A 17,460-nucleotide genomic window follows, 5' to 3' on the forward strand; every position below is an offset into this window, starting at 1 on the left:
TTCCCTATCAGATACAAAGTCCCTATGAGATGTGCCATCTTCAATAGGGCTTGTCTGTCCTTTTCCGTCTCGCTAACACGATGACTAGTCACGAGCTGCAACGAGAGGATGCCACTGGCACCGCTATGACTTTAACAGAACTTCGCTACATCGTAACCCTTGCCCAAGAGCGCCACTTTGGACGTGCCGCTGAGCGCTGCCATGTTTCTCAGCCGACGCTCTCGGTCGCCGTGAAAAAACTCGAAGACGAGCTGGAAATTCCCCTGTTTGAACGCTCTAAATCCACCGTGCAAGTCACCCCCCTGGGCGAAAAAATTGTCGCCCAGGCCCAGCGTGTGCTGGAGCAAAGCGGCCTGATTTATGAGCTGGCAAGCGCTGGCAAAGACCAGCTGGCAAACCCGCTGCGTATCGGCGCGATTTACACCATCGGGCCTTACCTGTTCCCGCACTTGGTGCCCGCGCTGGCCAACGCCGCACCGCAAATGCCGCTCTATATTGAAGAGGGCATGACCGGCACGCTGCGGGGCAAGCTGCGCAGCGGCGAGCTGGACGTGATTATCGTCGCGCTGCCGTTTACCGAAACCGATGTGGTCACCAAGCCGATTTACGACGAGCATTTTGAAGTGTTAATGCCTGCCAGCCACCCTTGGGTCGAGCGCGAAGCGATTCATAAAGAGGACCTGTTAGAAGAGCGGCTGCTGCTATTGGGCGAAGGCCACTGCTTCCGCGATCAAATTCTCGAAGCCTGCCCGGCGATTACCCAAAAGCTCAACAGCCCCAATAACACCCTGATTGCCGAAGGCGGCTCGCTCGAGACCATTCGACATATGGTGGCCTCTAAGCTGGGTATTACCGTGCTGCCGCAGTCGGCGCTAGGCACCGACCAATATGAAAACTCTATGTTGGTCAGCCGCCCGTTTGTAGACCCGGCCCCTTCACGCACAGTGGCGATTGCCTGGCGAGCTAGCTTCCCACGGCCCAAGGCCATTGATGCCTTGGCCAAGGCGATCAGCCAGTGCCAGCAGCCGGTGCATAAGAAGAATGCGCCCTCATGAGTGAGCTGTCTGCACCGGTCACGGCGCTGAAGGGCGTGGGGGAAGCGCTAGCGGTTAAGCTTGCCCGGCTCGGCGTAGAACGTATCAGCGACCTGCTGTTCCACTTGCCCCTGCGTTACCAAGACCGCACGCGACTTACCCCCATTGGCCTGCTGCGGGCGGGTCATGAAGCGGTGGTGGAAGGGGAGGTGACCGCCAGCGATATCGTCAAAGGGCGGCGGCGCAGCCTGCTGATCCGCCTGCGCGATGGTAGCGGTATTTTAAGCCTGCGCTTTTTTCACTTCTCGCCCGCTCAACAGCAACAGATGCGCCCCGGCGTCACCGTCCGGGCGTTTGGTGAAGCGCGGGCGGGGGCGACGGGGCTTGAGATTTATCATCCCGAGTATCGGCTCAGCGGCGGCAGCGAGACGCCGGTCGAGGAGTACTACACGCCGATTTACCCGACTACCGAAGGGTTGCATCAAGCCCGCCTGCGGGCGCTGACCCAGCAGGCGCTGCGCCTGCTAGAACAAGCCCCAGAAGCGCTGCCCGATGTGATTCCCGATGCGCTGCGCCAGCGCTTCCAACTGCCGGGGCTACACGCTAGCTTGCAGCTGCTGCACCAGCCGCCTCCGGACGTGGATTTAGAGCAGCTTTCCCATGGCCTTCACCCCGCCACGCGGCGGCTAGCCCTGGAAGAGCTGCTGGCCCATCAGCTTAGCCTGCGAGAAGTGCGCCTGCGCATTCAGGCAGACGGTGCGCCAGAGCTGCCCTCCGGGCGCAGCCTGCAAACGCGTTTTCTAGCCCAACTACCGTTTGCGCTTACCGGTGCCCAGCGCCGGGTGCTCGAAGAGATCGCCCTCGACCTGGCCCGCCCTGCACCCATGCTGCGACTGGTGCAGGGGGATGTGGGCTCGGGCAAAACCGTGGTGGCCGCCATGGCGGCGCTTTCGGCGTTGGCGGGCAACTGCCAAGCGGCCATGATGGCACCCACGGAAATCCTCGCCGAACAGCACTATCGCTCCTTTAAAGCCTGGTTTGAACCGCTGGGCATCGAAGTCGCGTGGCTGGCGGGCAAGTTGAAAGGCAAGGCACGGCTGGATGCCAAAGCCGCCATTGCCGATGGCCGGGCGCGCATGGTGGTGGGCACCCACGCGCTGTTTCAAGACGATGTGCACTTCCAGTGCCTGGGGCTGGCGATTATCGATGAGCAGCACCGCTTTGGCGTTCACCAGCGCCTCGCCCTGCGCGAAAAAGGCGAAGCCGGCGGACTAACCCCTCATCAGCTGATCATGACCGCCACGCCGATTCCTCGAACGCTGGCCATGAGCGCCTACGCGGATCTGGATATCTCGGTTATTGATGAACTGCCCCCCGGGCGTACGCCGGTGAAAACCGTGGTGGTCTCTGACGAGCGCCGCCCGGAAGTGGTCGAGCGCATCCGCAACGCCTGCAGCGATGGCCGCCAAGCGTATTGGGTATGCACGTTGATAGACGAATCCGAGGTGCTCCAGTGTCAAGCCGCCGAGGTCACCCGGGAAGAGCTGACGCAGGCCCTGCCTGAACTGGCCGTTGGACTGATCCATGGGCGCATGAAGGCTGCCGAAAAAGCGGAGGTGATGGAGGCTTTTAAGTGCGGCGAGTTGGACCTACTGGTGGCGACTACGGTGATTGAGGTGGGCGTAGATGTGCCCAACGCCAGCCTGATGATCATCGAAAACCCGGAGCGTTTGGGGCTTTCCCAGCTTCACCAGCTGCGCGGGCGGGTAGGGCGCGGCAGCACCGAAAGCTTCTGCGTGCTGCTTTATCACCCGCCACTCTCTAAAAGCTCCCGCGAGCGGCTCGGCGTGATGCGGGAAACCACCGACGGCTTCCGCATTGCCGAAAAAGATTTGGAAATTCGTGGCCCCGGCGAAGTGCTCGGCACTCGCCAAACCGGCCTCGCCCAAATGAAAATTGCCGACCTAGAGCGCGATGCCGACCAGCTGGAGCGGGTCACTGCCCTGGCCCAGGCGCTGCAGGGCAATGCCGAGGTCACCGCCGTGCTGGTGCGCCGTTGGCTGGGTGAAGCGGCAGGCCGCTACGGGCAGGTGTAGCGGCAGGGCGTGGGTAGTAATAGTGAGTGATCGTAGCTATTCGCGCAGCGTTAAGCCGCCGCATTGGGCTCATGAAGCTTCTCGGTACTCGGGCTCGTCAAACGGTTGGCGGCATCGCTCAGCGGGCCAAGCTGTCCGGCAATTAGGCGTAGCTGGCTTTGGATGGGTCGATAGAGCGTGACGGCCTTCTCATCCAGCGCGCCGCTTTGTTCCTCTAACTGGCTCAACAGCTCGTTGGCTGGCTCGGTGAGTAGCTCCACCGGCAGGCGTTGGTCCAACTGTTCGGCCAGTTGCTCTAACAGGGCGCTAATCCGCTTGGCGAGAGGCACAAAAGCGGCATCGTCTTCATCTTCTGCCAGCCGGTGGCGGTGGGCACCCAGCGCGGAGAGGTGGCTAAGCAGCGTGTTGGAGAGCACCAAAAAGCGCAGGCCGTTATCGGCGTCCAATTTACGGTAGTGCCCTGGCTCGTGGAGCATGTTGGTGAGCAGCGTCGAGAGCGCCGCATCCGCATTATGAGCGTTGCGCCGCGCTAACCGGTAGGCCAGGTCGTCCTGCTTGCCCTCTTCGTACTGGTGAACAATTTCGTCCAAATAGCGGCGGTGGTTGGTCAGTACCTTGGCCGCTTCCCGGTACAGGCGGCGACCCTGCCAATCAGGCAGAATAAAAAACACTGCCAGCCCCGCAATCAGCGAGCCAATCAAGGTATCAAATAGCCGCGGCCAGATCAGGTCGAAGCCATCGCCTACTTGGTTAAAGCTGCACAGCACCAGCAGGGTGATCGAGGCGGTGGCAATCACATAGTGCTTTTCCCGGTTGGCAAAAAACGACACGCCTGCCGCCACCGCAATCATGCTCTGGATAAGCGGCTGGGGGAACAGGCTGATAGACGCCCAGCCTGCAATTAGCCCAAGCACCGTGCCCAGAATCCGCTGGGAGAGAAAGCGTCGGGTGGTGGCAAAGTTAGGGCGGCAGACAAACAGCGTGGTAAGCAAAATCCAAAAGCCTTGTTGTGGATCCAGCCACTGTAGCAAACCATATCCAACGATCAGCGCGGTGGATAAACGTAACGCATGGCGAAAGGTAGGCGAGCCCAGCGTGAAGTTGAGCCGCACCCGTTTCCAGGCTTCCAGCAGGCTAGAGGGCGAGCGGTCGTAAAGCGCGCTGTCCCGGCGTTCGCTGCTGGTGTCCGGGTTATGGGCGCTGGCAATCTGTGCTTCTAAGGTGGTGAGGTTGTCCGCTAACGCATTCAGCGGGCGTATCAGCGGTCGCCACTCGGGCTTACCGCGCTCGCTCAGGTTATCAATCGAGGCGCGTAGGTCGGCCAGCGCTTGTTCACTCTGTTCGTGGCTAAAGGGGCGGTTGAGGAGCAGCGACTTGGCCAATTGGCGACAGGCGCGGCCCTGCTGGTCTAAAAGGCGTTGGCAGCGAAATAGCACGTCATGGTGGAAAAAAGCATCGGTGAGTGCGCTGTAAGGGTAGTGGGTGGAGCTGGCCCGCTCGTGGATATCCTGGGCGATAAAGTAAATTTGCAGGTAACGATTGAGCTTACGGCTGCCGCGCTGGCCTTCCAGACGGCGAAAAATCATCTCTTTTGCTTGGTTGAGCGCATCCACTACTTGGCCGTTCTGGCGGGCAAGCGCCACGCGCCGTGCCTCCACATCAACGCCCCGTACTGGCTCGAACAGCGCGGATTTCAAAATCAAAAACTCACCCAGGGCTTTATATACCCGTGCCATGCTCTGTTTCACCGGCTGGCGTGAGAACAGCGCACACCACACCACCGAAATCGCCCCGTACCAGGCGGCACCCGCCAACAGCAGCAGCTGGCGGGAGGCGACATCCTCATCCACGCCGCCGTGCTGCTCAATATTGATCATGGAGTAGATCGAGAGAATCAGCGTGCCGGAGGCAATGGTGGCGTAACGCTGACCAATGGCCCCCAGCATAATCAGAGTGAAGGTGGAAACCGCCAAGCCCACCGCAAACAGCCACGGCCACGGAAACAGCCACTGCACCACAAACGACGCCGACGCAAAGCAGAGCAGCGTGACTACCAGCGCCTGCAAACGCCCCTGCCAGCTATCGTCCGTCTCTGAGAGCGCACTGGCAATAATGCCCAAAAATAGTGGAATGACCAGCGCCACATCCCCTGCTAGCCCGCTAAACAGCAGCGCCCCGCTGAAAGCGATAAACACCCTCAGGCTGTAGGCGAACTTATCCAGTGTCCAAAGGCGGCGCAGGGGAAGTGAGAGGGGCATAGAGGCTCTTTTGAAAGGTGTGTTTTTAGACTTTAGTCTTGCTTGAGTATAGGGCTAATCAATCGCTGATGTCGCTATCCGTATATCAACGTTGGCTCACCGTGAGCCCGTCGTCATGTTCTAAAAATTAGCGCACCAAAACGCTATGATTGAAACAGTAACCTTTCGATACTCGGAGTGACTCTAAAAAAAACAGGATCACTCTCATGGATCTAAAACTGCTGCTGGACTGGCGTCTTCATCTGCTGGTGATTATGACGTCACTGTTTTCTGAGTGGATAGGCATTGTGAGGATTCCGCTTGGGCCGGGAACCTTACTGTTATTGCCGCTCCTTTACGCCTTCATCATTGGCGTGCTCTTCAATCCCCACCTCTTTTCAGTCATGGGCAAGGTTATTCCTAAGCCGGTTAGTCATGCCGCAGGCCCCATCATTTTGATTGCCATTCTGCCGTTTATTGCCAAGTTTGGTTCCACCATTGGGCCGGCGATCGACCAGATTATCGCTGCTGGCCCTGCGCTGATTCTTCAGGAACTGGGGAATCTGGGCACCATGCTGATCGCGCTGCCCTTTGCGGTACTCGTGCTCAAAATGGGCAGGGAAGCGATTGGCGCTACCTACTCGATAGCTCGCGAGCCCAACATTGCCATTATTTCAGACCGTTACGGGCTAAGAAGCCCTGAAGGCATCGGCATTATGGGGGTTTACGTCGTTGGCACCATGTTCGGTACGCTCTACTTCGCTCTGATGGCGGGTTACATCGCCTCGCTGGATATTCTTGATATCCGAGCGCTGGCCATGGCCTGTGGTGTGGGCAGTGGCAGCATGGTGGCGGCATGCTCCGCCGCTTTGGCTGAAGCCGTGCCTGCTGCCAAAGATGAGCTGCTTGCGTTTGCCGGGGCCAGCAATCTGCTGACCTATGCCACGGGCTTGTATGTATCGCTCTTTATTGCCCTACCGGTCACCGAGTGGATGTTTAAACGCTTGAAAGGTACCCGTCAGGAGGTTCGCCATGAAAACTCATGAAAGCACGGTCGATCAGTTCGACGCTGAGGCATTAAAAGAGCTGCGCCCTGAAAATCAGCTAGGTAAAACGGCACTGGTGCTGGCGGCTGTCTGTGTGGCGGCATGGTTTAGCAACATCGTCAACGGCTCGCCCCTGTTGGATGCGCTGCCTGGCATGCTGATTTTGTATGTCATGGTCATTATCGGCTTAGTGATCGGGCGGCTATGCCCTTTTTACCTGCCCAGCGTGGCCTGGGTGTCGCTGATTAGTATCATCGCGACGCTGCCCGTCTTCCCGGGGAATGGCTGGATTATCGCGCAGTTGGCAGAGGTGAATTTCTTGGCGGTCGTCACGCCCGTGCTGGCGTATGCAGGGCTAGCACTGACCAACCGTGAGTTCTCGATGTTTAAGCAGACCGGTTGGAAGCTGGTCATTGTGGCCCTGCTCGTCTTCACCGGCACCTTTATTGGTTCGGCGGTGGTCGCCCACGTGATGCTTTAAGGAATACAACATGGCGATATCAATACCCTTGCCTGATAGCGAAGAACTGACCGCGTGGCGACACGATTTCCACCAGCACCCGGAAACGGCGTTTGAGGAGCATCGCACTAGCGCACGCATTGCCGCGCTGCTCGGTGAGTGGGGCTTTGAGGTGACCACTGGCATCGCCGGAACGGGCGTGGTGGCCGCGTTAGACGGTCAACAGGGTGAAGGCAAAACCATCGGCCTACGGGCTGATATCGACGCCCTGGATATCCGCGAAGAGACAGGGCTTGCCTACGCGTCGCAAACGCCCGGGAAAATGCACGCCTGCGGTCACGATGGGCACACCACCATGCTGCTCGGCGCTGCCTGGGCGTTAAAGCAGCAGCCTGATTTCAAAGGCCGGGTGGTGTTTATCTTTCAGCCCGCCGAGGAGAACGCGGGCGGCGGCCGGGTGATGGTCCAAGAGGGCCTGTTTGAACGCTTCCCGATGGATGCGGTGTATGGCCTGCATAACTGGCCCGGGCTGCCGGTGGGTGTTGCGGCGGTACACGATACTGACGTGATGGCCGCGTTTGATATTTTCAGCCTGACGCTCACCGGCAAAGGCTGCCACGCCGCGATGCCTCACTTAGGCATCGATACCGTGCTGGCGAGCTGCCAACTGATCAGCCAGCTGCAAGGACTGGTGAGCCGCGAAACGCCACCGGATAAATCGGCGGTGCTGAGCTTCACCAGTATTAATGCGGGCGACACGTTTAATGTGATTCCCGAGCAGGTGGCACTGCGCGGCACGCTGCGCTGTTTTGATATGGCGCTGAAAGAGCATTTAGAGGCACGCTTTAAACAGGCGATTGCCAGCTTAGCCGACTTCCATGGCTTAACCGTTGAGCTGGATTACCAGCGCTGCTACCCCGCCACGATCAATACGCCAGAGCATGCACAGCACTGTGCCGCGGTTCTGGAAGGCTTATTAGGCCAAGGCAATGTGATCCGTAACCCACCGCCCAGCATGGCTTCTGAGGATTTCTCATTTCTGCTTGCCGAACGGCCCGGCGCTTACATCTGGATGGGTAACGGCGAGGATTCTGCGTCGCTGCATAACCCCCACTACGACTTTAACGATGCGCTGTTACCGCTAGGGACGCGCTACTGGGTAGAGCTGGTAAGAGCACTGCTCGTCTAGATCGTCATCGTGACTTAACGCGTTGATTCGCTCTCTGATGCCCACTGGGTAGGGGAGCGTTTACCCAGAATATGGCATTGAAAGGAGTTTTATCATGTCTTTAGCTGCGAACCCTTTATCGATCACCGTGGTTGGGTTGGGCCAGATGGGCGGTAATATGGCGCTCACCCTTCAAGCGGCAGGCTTTGCCGTCACGGGCAGCGATGTGTTTGACGTAGCACGCGCAAGGCTCGAAGGCCTTGGACTCGCTGTGGTGGCTCCCAACGCCCTGCCCGCAAGCGATGTGTATCTGCTCTCGCTGCCCACCTCTGCTCATGTGCGTGAGGTGATCGAACACTCCCCAGGCCTACTCACGCTAGCACCGAAAGGCAGCGTGATTGTGGATACCTCCACCAGCGACCCTGCCGTGAGTCGTGAGTTAGCTGAAAAAGTGACGGCCGCAGGGCTTCACTGGTTGGATGCCCCGGTCAGCGGCGGCCCTAAAGGCGCGGCCAGTGGCAAGTTGGGCATGCTGTTAGGCGGTGATGACACCACCATTGAGCGGGTCATGCCAATGCTGGAGGCGATGTCGGCCAAGCGCACCCATGTGGGAGGCCCTGGTAGCGGTCACGTGGTAAAACTTGCCAATAACTACCTGTGTGCGGCGCACTTGATCACCACCGCTGAAGCCGTGGCGATGGCAGCCAAAGCGGGCGTTGACCCCGCCGCCTGTTTGGCGGGCATCAACAGCGGCTCCGGGCGCAGCGCCATCAGTGAAGTGAATTTCCCCGAGTGGGTGCTGAGCGAGCGCTTCGACTCAGGCTTTACCACTGGCTTGATGCGTAAAGATCTGCGCTTGGCCCGGAATGCCGCTGAGCAGTTGGGCATTCCCTTACCGCTGCTACAAGCTGTTGTGGATGCTTGGCACGCCAACCCCGAGCAGCCCACCGATAGCGATGATTTTAACCATATCACTACGCCGATTTTAGCCTGTGCCAGCCAAGCGGAGGGGAACCAATGAACTCACTCAGCCAACACGCCTGCAACCATCTTACAGAGCTGCTGAAAGGCTTCGGTCTCGCCGCCGACACGTTGCTAAGCAACTGGGTTGATGGCGCTTTAGTCGCCGGGGAAGGCGAAGAGATCACTCTGATTAACCCGGCCACTGGCGAAGCGCTGGCGAGCTACCGCGATGCGGGCGCTGGGTTGATTGAACGCGCCACTCAAGCAGCGCAGCGGGGGCAGCGCGAGTGGATGGCGCTGACGGCCAGCGAGCGTGGGCGGCGCATGAATGCTGCCATACGTGGGCTAGAGGGGCATGAAGAAGCGCTGGCGCAGCTGGAAAGCGTTGTTGCCGGTAAGCCCATTCGTGACTGCCGGGCTGAAGTAGGCAAAGTGCGGGAGATGTTTGAATACTATGCGGGCTGGTGCGACAAGCAGCATGGCGAAGTGATTCCAGTGCCTACCTCGCATCTTAACTATGTGCGCCACGTACCCTATGGCGTCGTGGGGCAAATTACACCCTGGAACGCACCGATGTTTACCTGCGCCTGGCAGCTGGCCCCGGCCATTGCCGCAGGGAATGGCGTGGTACTGAAGCCTTCAGAGCTGACGCCTTTCACCTCTGTTGTGATTGCTAAACAGCTTGAAAATGGCGGCTTGTCTAAAGGGTTGATCAATATTGTTAACGGGCTGGGCAAAACGACCGGCGCGGCGCTAACCGACCACCCCACCATCAGCAAATTGGTATTTGTCGGCTCGCCTCAAAGTGGCCGTATGATCGCTGAGGCGGGGGCCCGCCGCTTGGTGCCCAGCGTATTAGAACTGGGCGGTAAATCCGCCAATATTGTGTTTGCCGATGCCAAATTAGACGAAGCCGTTGCCGGTGCCCAAGCGGCCATTTTTGCCGCTGCGGGCCAAAGCTGTGTGGCAGGCTCGCGCTTATTAATTGAGCGCTCGGTGTTTGAGCAAGTCACCCGCCGCTTAGCGCGGGCGGCAGAACAAATTGCGGTGGGGTTACCCAGCGATGAAGCGACGCGCATGGGGCCGCTACAGAATCGCCGCCAATTTGAGCAGGTCACTCGCATGATTGAGGCCGCCGAAGCGGCAGGCGCGAGAGTGCTCACCGGGGGCAAACGTCCTGAAGGTTTGTCTGACGAAGCCCAGGGTTACTTTATTGCCCCTACCGTGCTGGTCGATGTCACGCCTGATATGGAAATCGCCCAACAAGAGGTCTTCGGCCCGGTACTGGTCGCTATGGCCTTTGACGGGGAAGGGCAAGCCATTCAGCTCGCCAACGACACCCGTTTTGGCTTGGCGGGTGCGGTATGGAGCCAGGATGTGGCGCGAGCGCATCGTGTCGCCGGGCAGCTGCGTGCCGGTACGGTATGGATCAATAGCTACAAGGCGATCAGCGTCATGTCGCCGTTTGGTGGCTTTGGGGACAGCGGTTTTGGCCGTTCCAGTGGTTTGGATGGCCTGCGCGAATATACCGTGCCACAAAGCGTCTGGGTGGAAACCGCGCCAGAGGCCAGCGTGGCGTTTGGTTACGGTAGTGGCGTGGGTTGATGTAACGCCGGGTCGCGGAAGGCCTGCATCCAGCGCTGTAGGTGGCGCAGTAGCAGGATGCTGGCCTTAGGCTGTTGGCGTCCTACGCGCGTCACCATGTGAGCCTGAGAGCGCTGAAACAGAGGATGATCGACCGGCCGTGCCACCAGCGTTCCTACTTCCAAATCGTGGGCGACGGCAAAAGCAGGCAGCAGGGTAATACCCATGCCGCTGCGTACATATTGCGCCAGAATCACCATGGAGTTGGTATTCATCGCCATACGTGGGGCGATGCGAGACTGCTGGAAGGCTTGGTCGACCATTTGACGCACCCCATGGGTGGTGTCCCACATGGCCATGGGCTGGTCGCTAAGCTGGGTCAGCGTGAGCGGCGACGTTTGGCGGGTTAATGGATGATTGGGCGGTATAATCGCCATCAACGGTTGCGGGCTGGAGGACCAGAAGCGGAGTTGGGGATGCGTGCGCTCATGAAACATCAAGCCGATGTGGCTGTGGTCGCTCACAATGGCGTCAATAATGCCCGAGGTGCCGGCCGTATGGATATCGAGCTGGATGCCCGCATAGCGCTGAGTAAATTCGTGCAGGGGGGAGGCCACTAAGTCACTGACGAACCCTTCACCGACGGTGAGCGATATCTTGCCAGTTTCCATGCGCTGATAGGATTCAAGTGAGGCAATAAAGCCTTCATCAAGCGCACCGCGACGCTCGCAGTACTCAAGCAGCATTTCACCTACCGGAGTAGGCGAAATGCCGTCGCGTTGGCGCTCCATGAGCGTCGCCCCCAGGGCTTCTTCCAGCAGCGCAATTTGCCTGCTGACCGCCGAGGGAGCGATATCCAAGCGCGCCGCCGCGCGGCGCACAGAGCCAGACTCAAGGGTAACGCGGAAGTACACTAAACGTTGATGAGGTATGTCCATCGGTAGCGGTGATACCTCTGCGTTATTACCCTTGCTGATTCTGTCATGCTGCAAAGTCCTACAGGTACGTCACTATCAGTACTTATCTATAGATATTTCAGCAGTTTTTGCAGCTTGTTCATATCGGAGGAGTCGCCGACCAGGCGAACATCTCCTGCCACCATGCCATCTAGAAACGCCTGCTGGGTAGGCTTCTTGAGAATGCGTAGCGCGGCGTCTTGGTCGCGAAAGCGTAGCTCAAGGTCTAGATCGACGGGCAGCCCTTTTCCGGTGGTGATGCCGTTAGGCGTCATCCGGTAGTAGCGGGCAGTGCTAAGGTCTTCTGTGGCCACACCCCAGTCGAGGCCGCGCATGCGTTCGAGCTGCTCACGAAAGCGCGGCTTGCGGCGCAGGGCGCGCTTGAGCATAAAGCCCAGCAGCCACAGCGTCAGCGAAAGCTTCATTAGGAAACAGCGTCCTTGAGGGCTTTGCCTGGCTTAAACGCTACGTTTTTGCTGGCCGGGATTTGCAGCGGTGCGCCGGTTTGCGGGTTTTTACCGGTGCGGGCAGCGCGCTCGCGAACGGTGAAGGTGCCAAAACCAATCAGGGCGACGTCTTCGCCTTTGGCGACGCTGTTGGTGATTTCGTCCAGAATGACATTGAGGACTTGGCCCGCTTTGTCTTTAGACAGGTCAGCACTTTCAGCAATAGCAGCAGCGAGTTCAGGTTTGCGCATAAAGGAATCTCCCTTGTGAAAAACAAACATCAATGTTGTTGGTGGCTCAGCTCATTCCACCCCAGCAGGCAGAGCCTTTTCAGCCTAGTCGTGAATGCGGCGAAAATCAGCCTAGCAGGGCTGGGGCAGCTCTGGAAAGCTCCACTTTCCTTCTCACGCAGCCGCCTGTCAACGCAAAACCAATCAAACGTCCGTCTTTATCTTCGGCTAGCGCTGTAAAATCATCGCCTTCACCTTCAATTCGCCATCGCTCCGGCGGCTGAACCGGTGGGTAGGCCACGACGGGCAACAACGGCGTTTTGACCATCACCGGCCAAGCGCCAAAGCTCACCGATGTTGGGGTGCCTCCCAGCGTTGCGGCGAGCGCTTTTACACTGGCCTGCAGGGGCTGCACGTACATGGCGTTCACGCCGTCGATACAGGCCACGTCGCCCAGCGCGTAGATATGCGGATGGTGGGTGCGAAGCTGCCGATCCACGTGGATGCCGCTGGGGCTAACGTTGAGCCCGGCCGCTTCGGCCAACGCCGTACGGGGCACCAAGCCAGTGGCTAACAGCGCAATATCCACCGTGTGGCGCTCGCCATTGTCCAGTTGCAGCACCAGCGCATGGTCGGCATCTTGGGAGAGATTTTCTAAGGTACGCCCCAGCGCTAAGCGAATGCCCGCTGCTTGAAAAGCATCGGCCAGCGCGTGACCTAACGGCTCGGGAAGCAGGCGCGGCAGCGGAGTACTCTCTGGCGCAATCACAGTGACTTGGTGCCCACCTGCATGTAGGTCGTTGGCGAATTCACATCCCACTAGCCCAGCGCCAATAATGGCGACGCGGGTTGGTTGTGTGAGAGCCCCGTGTAGGCGGCGATAGTCATCTAAGTCATTGACGGTAAAGCAGCGCTCAGCCAGCTCGCTCGGTATGCGAAACGGCGTGCGTGGAGCCGCACCGGTGGCGAGTACTAGGTCACGGTAGTGGAGCGTCGTGCCGCTGCTTAGCAGCAGGGTTTTGTTATCCACATCCAGTTGGATGACTTGGGTGTGGGTAACGAGTTGGGCGTTGAGTTCGTCAGCCAGCTCATGGGCGCTGCGCTGCGCAAGCTTGTCTGGGCTGAGACGCTTGGCAAAACCGGTGGAGAGCAGCGGTTTGCTGTAATCATCGCCGCTGTCGGCACTAACGAGCGTGATCGTGCGCGTATCGCCTTGGCGTCGCAGCGTGCGGGCTAAGCCAACGCCGGCCATGCCAGTGCCAATAATCACCAGCGCGGAGTGATGGTCGTCTGAAGAGAAGCGTAGATCGGGCATGTCGTCACCCAAGGTCGGTGGAGCAAAAGCCTTTAATGCCACCATGTTACACTAGGCGTCTCTTCGTTGACTGCCTTGGAGGCTCAGGTGATCTCCCCCGAGTTAACCACGCCCGCATTTTCGCTCTTTCCTCACTGGCTGCCTGTTGCCGCTGCGCAGCCAGCGATGAGCGCTCCCTGGTGGCAGTGGGTGGCCTCTACTGATTCATTAACGGCACGTCTAACCGCAGCAGGTACGCCGGGCAGGTTTCGGGTGCGCCTGTTACGTCAGTGTATTGGCTTGCCTCAGCGGGATGAAGCGATGGCATTGGGCATCGCGCCTCGACGCTATGCCTGGCTGCGGGAAGTAGCGCTATGTATCGATGACACCCCTTGGGTCGTGGCGCGCTCGGTCGCACCGCTACATCAGCTACAGGGCAAGGGATTGGGCAGTCTTGGCGAGCGCTCGTTGGGCAGTTGGCTATTTCAGCAGCCTGATTTAGTCCGCGGGCCGCTGCAAGTCACTGCTCAACCTCCTCGCTTTGTAGGGGATGCGCTTGACGGTAACGCCACCAGTCGGTGGGGGCGGCGTTCTGTTTTTCAGCACGGGGGACTTTCGTTGCTGGTACAGGAGTATTTTTTGTCTACCATGGCAGAGGCACTTAACCTGCCATCGCACTAAGCGAATCTTGGCGTTTGATTAACGAGGTAAGCATGAGCATGGACCGTTCTCTGTTGCGGCCAACGGGCTGGGCCCGGGTGGCAGACTTCTTACAACTAATGCGCTTAGATCGGCCCATCGGCACGTGGCTTTTGATGTGGCCAACGCTGTGGGCGCTGTGGGTCGCGGCAGAGGGAGTGCCTGGGCGCAATGTGCTGCTAATTTTTATTGCCGGTGTCTATGTCATGCGCGCTGCGGGCTGCGTGGTCAACGACTACGCCGACCGCCACTTTGACGGCCACGTTAAGCGTACCAAGCAGCGCCCGTTAGCAACGGGGCGGATTAGCGAAACCGAAGCGCAGCTGCTGTTTGTGGCACTGGTAGCCGCCGCCTTTATTTTGGTGCTGCTGACCAACTGGTTTACGGTGCTGCTCTCCATCGGCGGGGTGTTGCTGGCGTTTATTTATCCGTTTATGAAGCGCTACACCCATTTTCCCCAGGTGGTGCTGGGGGCGGCATTCTCCTGGGCGATTCCGATGGCGTTTGGTGCCGTGCTCGGCCATGTGCCGCTGGAGGCGTGGATACTGTTCAGCGCCAACCTGCTCTGGACGGTGGCTTACGATACGCAGTACGCCATGGTGGACCGCGACGATGACCTGAAAATTGGTATCAAATCCACGGCAGTACTGTTTGGCAGCGCCGACCGCGTGATCATTGGTTTGCTGCAGTTGGCTACGCTGGCGCTGCTGACTTGGGTGGGTTTACGGGTCGGATTAGGCGGTTTTTTCTGGCTGGGCTTGGCGGCAATGGCGGCAACGTTTGTGCATCAGCAGCGGTTAATTTTTCACCGTGACCGAGACCGCTGCTTCCAAGCGTTTTTGAATAACCATTGGTCGGGGCTGCTGGTGTTTGCCGGGTTTGCGCTAAGTTGGTGGCCGACGACTGGTTAAATCCACGGGGTGTCATAGAATTGTCATCAAGTCATGGTGTTATCGTCACAGACATGTCATTGAACTGTTTTCGTATAAACGAGTTTTCATTGCACACCGTGAGGCCCTGGAATGACCGCCAAGACCGTACTGATTGTCGATGATGAGGCGCCCATTCGCGAGATGATCGCTGTGGCGCTGGAAATGGCTGACTATCGCGTGCTTGAAGCGGACAACGCCCAGGATGCCCACGCGATGGTGGTCGACCACCAGCCCGACTTACTGCTGCTGGACTGGATGATGCCGGGAACCAGTGGTATTGAACTGGCCCGCCGCCTCAAGCGTGAAGAAGCCACTGCTGAGCTACCTATTATTATGCTGACCGCCAAAGGCGAAGAGGATAATAAAATTCAGGGCCTTGAAGCAGGGGCGGATGATTACATCACCAAGCCATTTTCTCCCCGTGAGCTGGTGGCACGCCTCAAAGCTGTGCTGCGCCGGGCGACGCCGCGTGGCGTTGAAGATCCCATCGAAATTAATGGCTTGTTGCTAGACCCGGTGAGCCATCGAGTGAGTGCTTATGGCAAAGCGCTGGAAATGGGGCCTACCGAATATCGCTTACTGCAGTTTTTCATGACGCATCAAGAGCGAGCCTACACGCGTAGCCAGCTGCTGGATCAAGTGTGGGGCGGCAATGTGTATGTGGAAGAGCGTACGGTCGACGTACATATTCGCCGCTTACGCAAAGCGCTGGGTGAAGCGCACCAGAACCTCATCCAAACGGTGCGGGGCACTGGGTATCGTTTCTCTGCACGGGTGTAACTGTGCGTCTGTGGAGCCGTGAGATTTGGCGTATAGTCTGGTTAGCCATTTTGGGTATTTCACTCGGATGGCTACTCGGCTACCCGTGGCTAGGGCTTGCGGGTGGTTTGCTGTTTTGCCTGGTTTATCACCTACGTCAATTACGCGCTCTATATCAATGGTTAACGCTGCATCCTCACGATGAGCCGCCTGCGGCTAAGGGTATGTGGGGTGAATTATTTGATCGCCTGTATCGCTATCAAAAAAGCCAACGAATCACTCAAAACCGCCTGCGCGCGACGCTCGCTCGTATCCAAGAGTCTTCTGAGGCGATGCGTGATAGCGTCGTCATGCTGGACCGCCACGGTGACTTAGAGTGGTGGAACAGCGCCGCGACAGACATGCTCGGCCTGCAAACCGCTCATGATCGTGGCCAGCATATTACTAACCTGCTGCGTGACCCGCGCTTCATTAGCTACTTCAACGCCCGCGAATACGGTGAACCGCTAACGCTCACGTCACCGATTGATGAGCGTCGTATTCTCCAGTACCAAATTACGCTTTATGGCGACGACGAGCGCTTGGTCATGGCGCGGGATATCACCCGCTTGCATCGTCTTGAGCAGATGCGCCGGGACTTCGTGGCCAACGTTTCCCACGAATTGCGTACCCCGCTGACGGTTCTTTCAGGCTATTTGGAAACCTACGGTGACCTAAAAGAGCTGCTGCCGCCGCGTCTGGGCAAAGGCATTGGGCAGATGGAAGAGCAAACCAAGCGCATGCAGAACCTAGTGAACGACCTGCTGCTGCTGTCTCGGCTGGAAATTGACCGTGGTGGAGAAGATCATCAGCCGCTCGCTGTTGGGCCAATGCTTGAGAGCATTCGGCGCGATGCGCTGGCACTCTCTCACCAGCAGCATAGCGTGCAAATCATATTAGATTGCGAAGCACGCTTGGTGGGCAGTGAGCAAGAGCTGCGCAGCGCTATCTCTAACTTGGCATTCAATGCTGTGCGCTATACCCCTGCCGGTAGCCAAATTACGCTTCGTTGGGCGGCTATGCCCAATGGCAGCGCTTGTATTGAAGTAGATGATGACGGCGAGGGAATCGATCCTGTCCATATCCCGCGCCTTACCGAGCGCTTCTACCGCGTCGATAAAGGCCGCAGTACGGCCACGGGTGGTACGGGGCTTGGTCTTGCTATTGTGAAACACGTTCTACTGCGCCATGATGCGCTGCTTCAAGTGGAGTCGCTGCCAGGTGAAGGAGCGCTGTTCCGCTGCGTTTTCCCCCCTGCTCGCGTGGTCAACGACGCATAACGCTATCCCCTCTTAATGCCTGATTGCATAACCTATGTATAAGTGTGCCATATTGGCATACAAGCATGGTAAAACACTGCGCATGTGTCATATGTAGCCAGTTTATTGTCTTTTTAATGGCATGCTAAGCATTCGGTTGGCACAGGTTTTTTTGCATAAATTACTGTTTTTAAAATTTTTTATTTTTAATGAGCAATAATTGGCATGCCAGCTGCAACATGTCTAGTAAGGAAGATT

At 58.2% G+C, this 17,460-nt stretch carries 16 protein-coding genes; 11 read left to right on the plus strand and 5 right to left on the minus strand.

Translation table 11 applies throughout. The features are described from left to right. Positions 1-125: 125 nt before the first annotated feature. Complete coding sequence (locus tag IEW65_RS11260) at positions 126-1,055, plus strand: hydrogen peroxide-inducible genes activator (RefSeq protein WP_188639582.1); 930 nt, start codon at positions 126-128, stop codon at positions 1,053-1,055. Next, a complete protein-coding gene (gene recG, locus IEW65_RS11265; RefSeq protein WP_188639583.1) occupies positions 1,052-3,130 on the plus strand; it encodes an ATP-dependent DNA helicase RecG in 2,079 nt (692 codons plus the stop codon). Before IEW65_RS11260 ends, recG begins: the two co-directional genes overlap by 4 nt. A gap of 50 nt (positions 3,131-3,180) precedes the next feature. On the opposite strand, the gene yccS is transcribed toward recG, so the two are convergent. After that, a complete protein-coding gene (yccS, locus tag IEW65_RS11270; RefSeq protein ID WP_188639584.1) occupies positions 3,181-5,388 on the minus strand; it encodes a YccS family putative transporter in 2,208 nt (735 codons plus the stop codon). Positions 5,389-5,594: 206 nt separating this feature from the next. Between yccS and IEW65_RS11275 the strand changes: the two genes are divergently transcribed. The 5 genes from IEW65_RS11275 (at position 5,595) to IEW65_RS11295 (ending at position 10,609) form a co-directional block, all read left to right on the plus strand. Continuing rightward, positions 5,595-6,413, plus strand: coding sequence for a DUF3100 domain-containing protein (locus IEW65_RS11275; RefSeq protein ID WP_188639585.1), 819 nt, complete (start codon positions 5,595-5,597; stop codon positions 6,411-6,413). Further along, positions 6,400-6,894: a hypothetical protein gene (locus IEW65_RS11280; protein WP_188639586.1), complete on the plus strand. Its 495-nt coding sequence runs from the start codon at positions 6,400-6,402 to the stop codon at positions 6,892-6,894. The genes IEW65_RS11275 and IEW65_RS11280 overlap by 14 nt, the downstream gene beginning before the upstream one ends. 10 nt (positions 6,895-6,904) lie before the next feature. After that, the gene (locus tag IEW65_RS11285) at positions 6,905-8,062 is read left to right on the plus strand and encodes a M20 aminoacylase family protein (protein ID WP_188639587.1); all 1,158 of its coding nucleotides are present in this window, start codon (positions 6,905-6,907) and stop codon (positions 8,060-8,062) included. A 94-nt stretch (positions 8,063-8,156) separates the two neighbouring features. Beyond that, positions 8,157-9,062 carry an NAD(P)-dependent oxidoreductase gene (locus IEW65_RS11290; RefSeq protein WP_188639588.1) on the plus strand — a complete coding sequence of 302 codons (906 nt, stop codon included), beginning with the start codon at positions 8,157-8,159 and terminating at the stop codon, positions 9,060-9,062. Beyond that, positions 9,059-10,609 (plus strand): aldehyde dehydrogenase family protein, encoded by a 1,551-nt coding sequence (locus tag IEW65_RS11295; protein ID WP_188639589.1) that lies wholly within the window; start codon positions 9,059-9,061, stop codon positions 10,607-10,609. Before IEW65_RS11290 ends, IEW65_RS11295 begins: the two co-directional genes overlap by 4 nt. On the opposite strand, the gene IEW65_RS11300 is transcribed toward IEW65_RS11295, so the two are convergent. The 4 genes from IEW65_RS11300 to IEW65_RS11315 all read right to left on the minus strand — a co-directional run bounded on the left by IEW65_RS11300 (position 10,588) and on the right by IEW65_RS11315 (position 13,535). Beyond that, positions 10,588-11,526, minus strand: a complete 939-nt coding sequence (locus IEW65_RS11300) for a LysR family transcriptional regulator (protein ID WP_188639590.1) — start codon at positions 11,524-11,526, stop codon at positions 10,588-10,590. The two genes, IEW65_RS11295 and IEW65_RS11300, sit on opposite strands and share 22 nt — an antisense overlap. A gap of 86 nt (positions 11,527-11,612) precedes the next feature. Further along, on the minus strand, positions 11,613-11,969 hold the full coding sequence (locus IEW65_RS11305; RefSeq protein WP_188639591.1) for a hypothetical protein: 357 nt from the start codon (positions 11,967-11,969) through the stop codon (positions 11,613-11,615). Continuing rightward, complete coding sequence (locus tag IEW65_RS11310; RefSeq protein WP_018918476.1) at positions 11,969-12,241, minus strand: HU family DNA-binding protein; 273 nt, start codon at positions 12,239-12,241, stop codon at positions 11,969-11,971. The genes IEW65_RS11305 and IEW65_RS11310 overlap by 1 nt, the downstream gene beginning before the upstream one ends. A gap of 106 nt (positions 12,242-12,347) precedes the next feature. Further along, on the minus strand, positions 12,348-13,535 hold the full coding sequence (locus tag IEW65_RS11315) for an NAD(P)/FAD-dependent oxidoreductase (RefSeq protein ID WP_229755543.1): 1,188 nt from the start codon (positions 13,533-13,535) through the stop codon (positions 12,348-12,350). Between the two features lie 75 nt (positions 13,536-13,610). Here IEW65_RS11315 and IEW65_RS11320 point away from each other — a divergent pair, with 75 nt between their 5' ends. From IEW65_RS11320 to phoR, 4 genes are all read left to right on the plus strand, one after another. Continuing rightward, positions 13,611-14,195: a chorismate--pyruvate lyase family protein gene (locus tag IEW65_RS11320; RefSeq protein ID WP_229755565.1), complete on the plus strand. Its 585-nt coding sequence runs from the start codon at positions 13,611-13,613 to the stop codon at positions 14,193-14,195. A gap of 38 nt (positions 14,196-14,233) precedes the next feature. Beyond that, positions 14,234-15,124, plus strand: coding sequence for a 4-hydroxybenzoate octaprenyltransferase (ubiA, locus tag IEW65_RS11325; RefSeq protein ID WP_188639907.1), 891 nt, complete (start codon positions 14,234-14,236; stop codon positions 15,122-15,124). Between the two features lie 111 nt (positions 15,125-15,235). Continuing rightward, positions 15,236-15,925, plus strand: a complete 690-nt coding sequence (phoB, locus tag IEW65_RS11330) for a phosphate regulon transcriptional regulator PhoB (RefSeq protein WP_159343598.1) — start codon at positions 15,236-15,238, stop codon at positions 15,923-15,925. A 2-nt stretch (positions 15,926-15,927) separates the two neighbouring features. After that, a complete protein-coding gene (gene phoR / locus IEW65_RS11335) occupies positions 15,928-17,223 on the plus strand; it encodes a phosphate regulon sensor histidine kinase PhoR (protein ID WP_188639593.1) in 1,296 nt (431 codons plus the stop codon). Positions 17,224-17,460 lie beyond the last annotated feature (237 nt).

The organism is Vreelandella lutescens, assembly GCF_014640815.1.
GTDB lineage: Bacteria > Pseudomonadota > Gammaproteobacteria > Pseudomonadales > Halomonadaceae > Vreelandella > Vreelandella lutescens.

Bases quoted from the DNA above. Each gene is read 5' to 3' on its own strand.
- IEW65_RS11280 (WP_188639586.1), top strand. From the start codon at position 6,400: ATGAAAACTCATGAAAGCACGGTCGATCAGTTCGACGCTGAGGCATTA.
- IEW65_RS11315 (WP_229755543.1), bottom strand. From the start codon at position 13,535: ATGCCCGATCTACGCTTCTCTTCAGACGACCATCACTCCGCGCTGGTG.
- IEW65_RS11295 (WP_188639589.1), top strand. From the start codon at position 9,059: ATGAACTCACTCAGCCAACACGCCTGCAACCATCTTACAGAGCTGCTG.
- phoB (WP_159343598.1), top strand. From the start codon at position 15,236: ATGACCGCCAAGACCGTACTGATTGTCGATGATGAGGCGCCCATTCGC.
- yccS (WP_188639584.1), bottom strand. From the start codon at position 5,388: ATGCCCCTCTCACTTCCCCTGCGCCGCCTTTGGACACTGGATAAGTTC.
- IEW65_RS11300 (WP_188639590.1), bottom strand. From the start codon at position 11,526: ATGGACATACCTCATCAACGTTTAGTGTACTTCCGCGTTACCCTTGAG.
- IEW65_RS11305 (WP_188639591.1), bottom strand. From the start codon at position 11,969: ATGAAGCTTTCGCTGACGCTGTGGCTGCTGGGCTTTATGCTCAAGCGC.
- ubiA (WP_188639907.1), top strand. From the start codon at position 14,234: ATGGACCGTTCTCTGTTGCGGCCAACGGGCTGGGCCCGGGTGGCAGAC.
- recG (WP_188639583.1), top strand. From the start codon at position 1,052: ATGAGTGAGCTGTCTGCACCGGTCACGGCGCTGAAGGGCGTGGGGGAA.
- IEW65_RS11260 (WP_188639582.1), top strand. From the start codon at position 126: ATGACTTTAACAGAACTTCGCTACATCGTAACCCTTGCCCAAGAGCGC.
- IEW65_RS11310 (WP_018918476.1), bottom strand. From the start codon at position 12,241: ATGCGCAAACCTGAACTCGCTGCTGCTATTGCTGAAAGTGCTGACCTG.
- IEW65_RS11275 (WP_188639585.1), top strand. From the start codon at position 5,595: ATGGATCTAAAACTGCTGCTGGACTGGCGTCTTCATCTGCTGGTGATT.
- IEW65_RS11285 (WP_188639587.1), top strand. From the start codon at position 6,905: ATGGCGATATCAATACCCTTGCCTGATAGCGAAGAACTGACCGCGTGG.
- IEW65_RS11290 (WP_188639588.1), top strand. From the start codon at position 8,157: ATGTCTTTAGCTGCGAACCCTTTATCGATCACCGTGGTTGGGTTGGGC.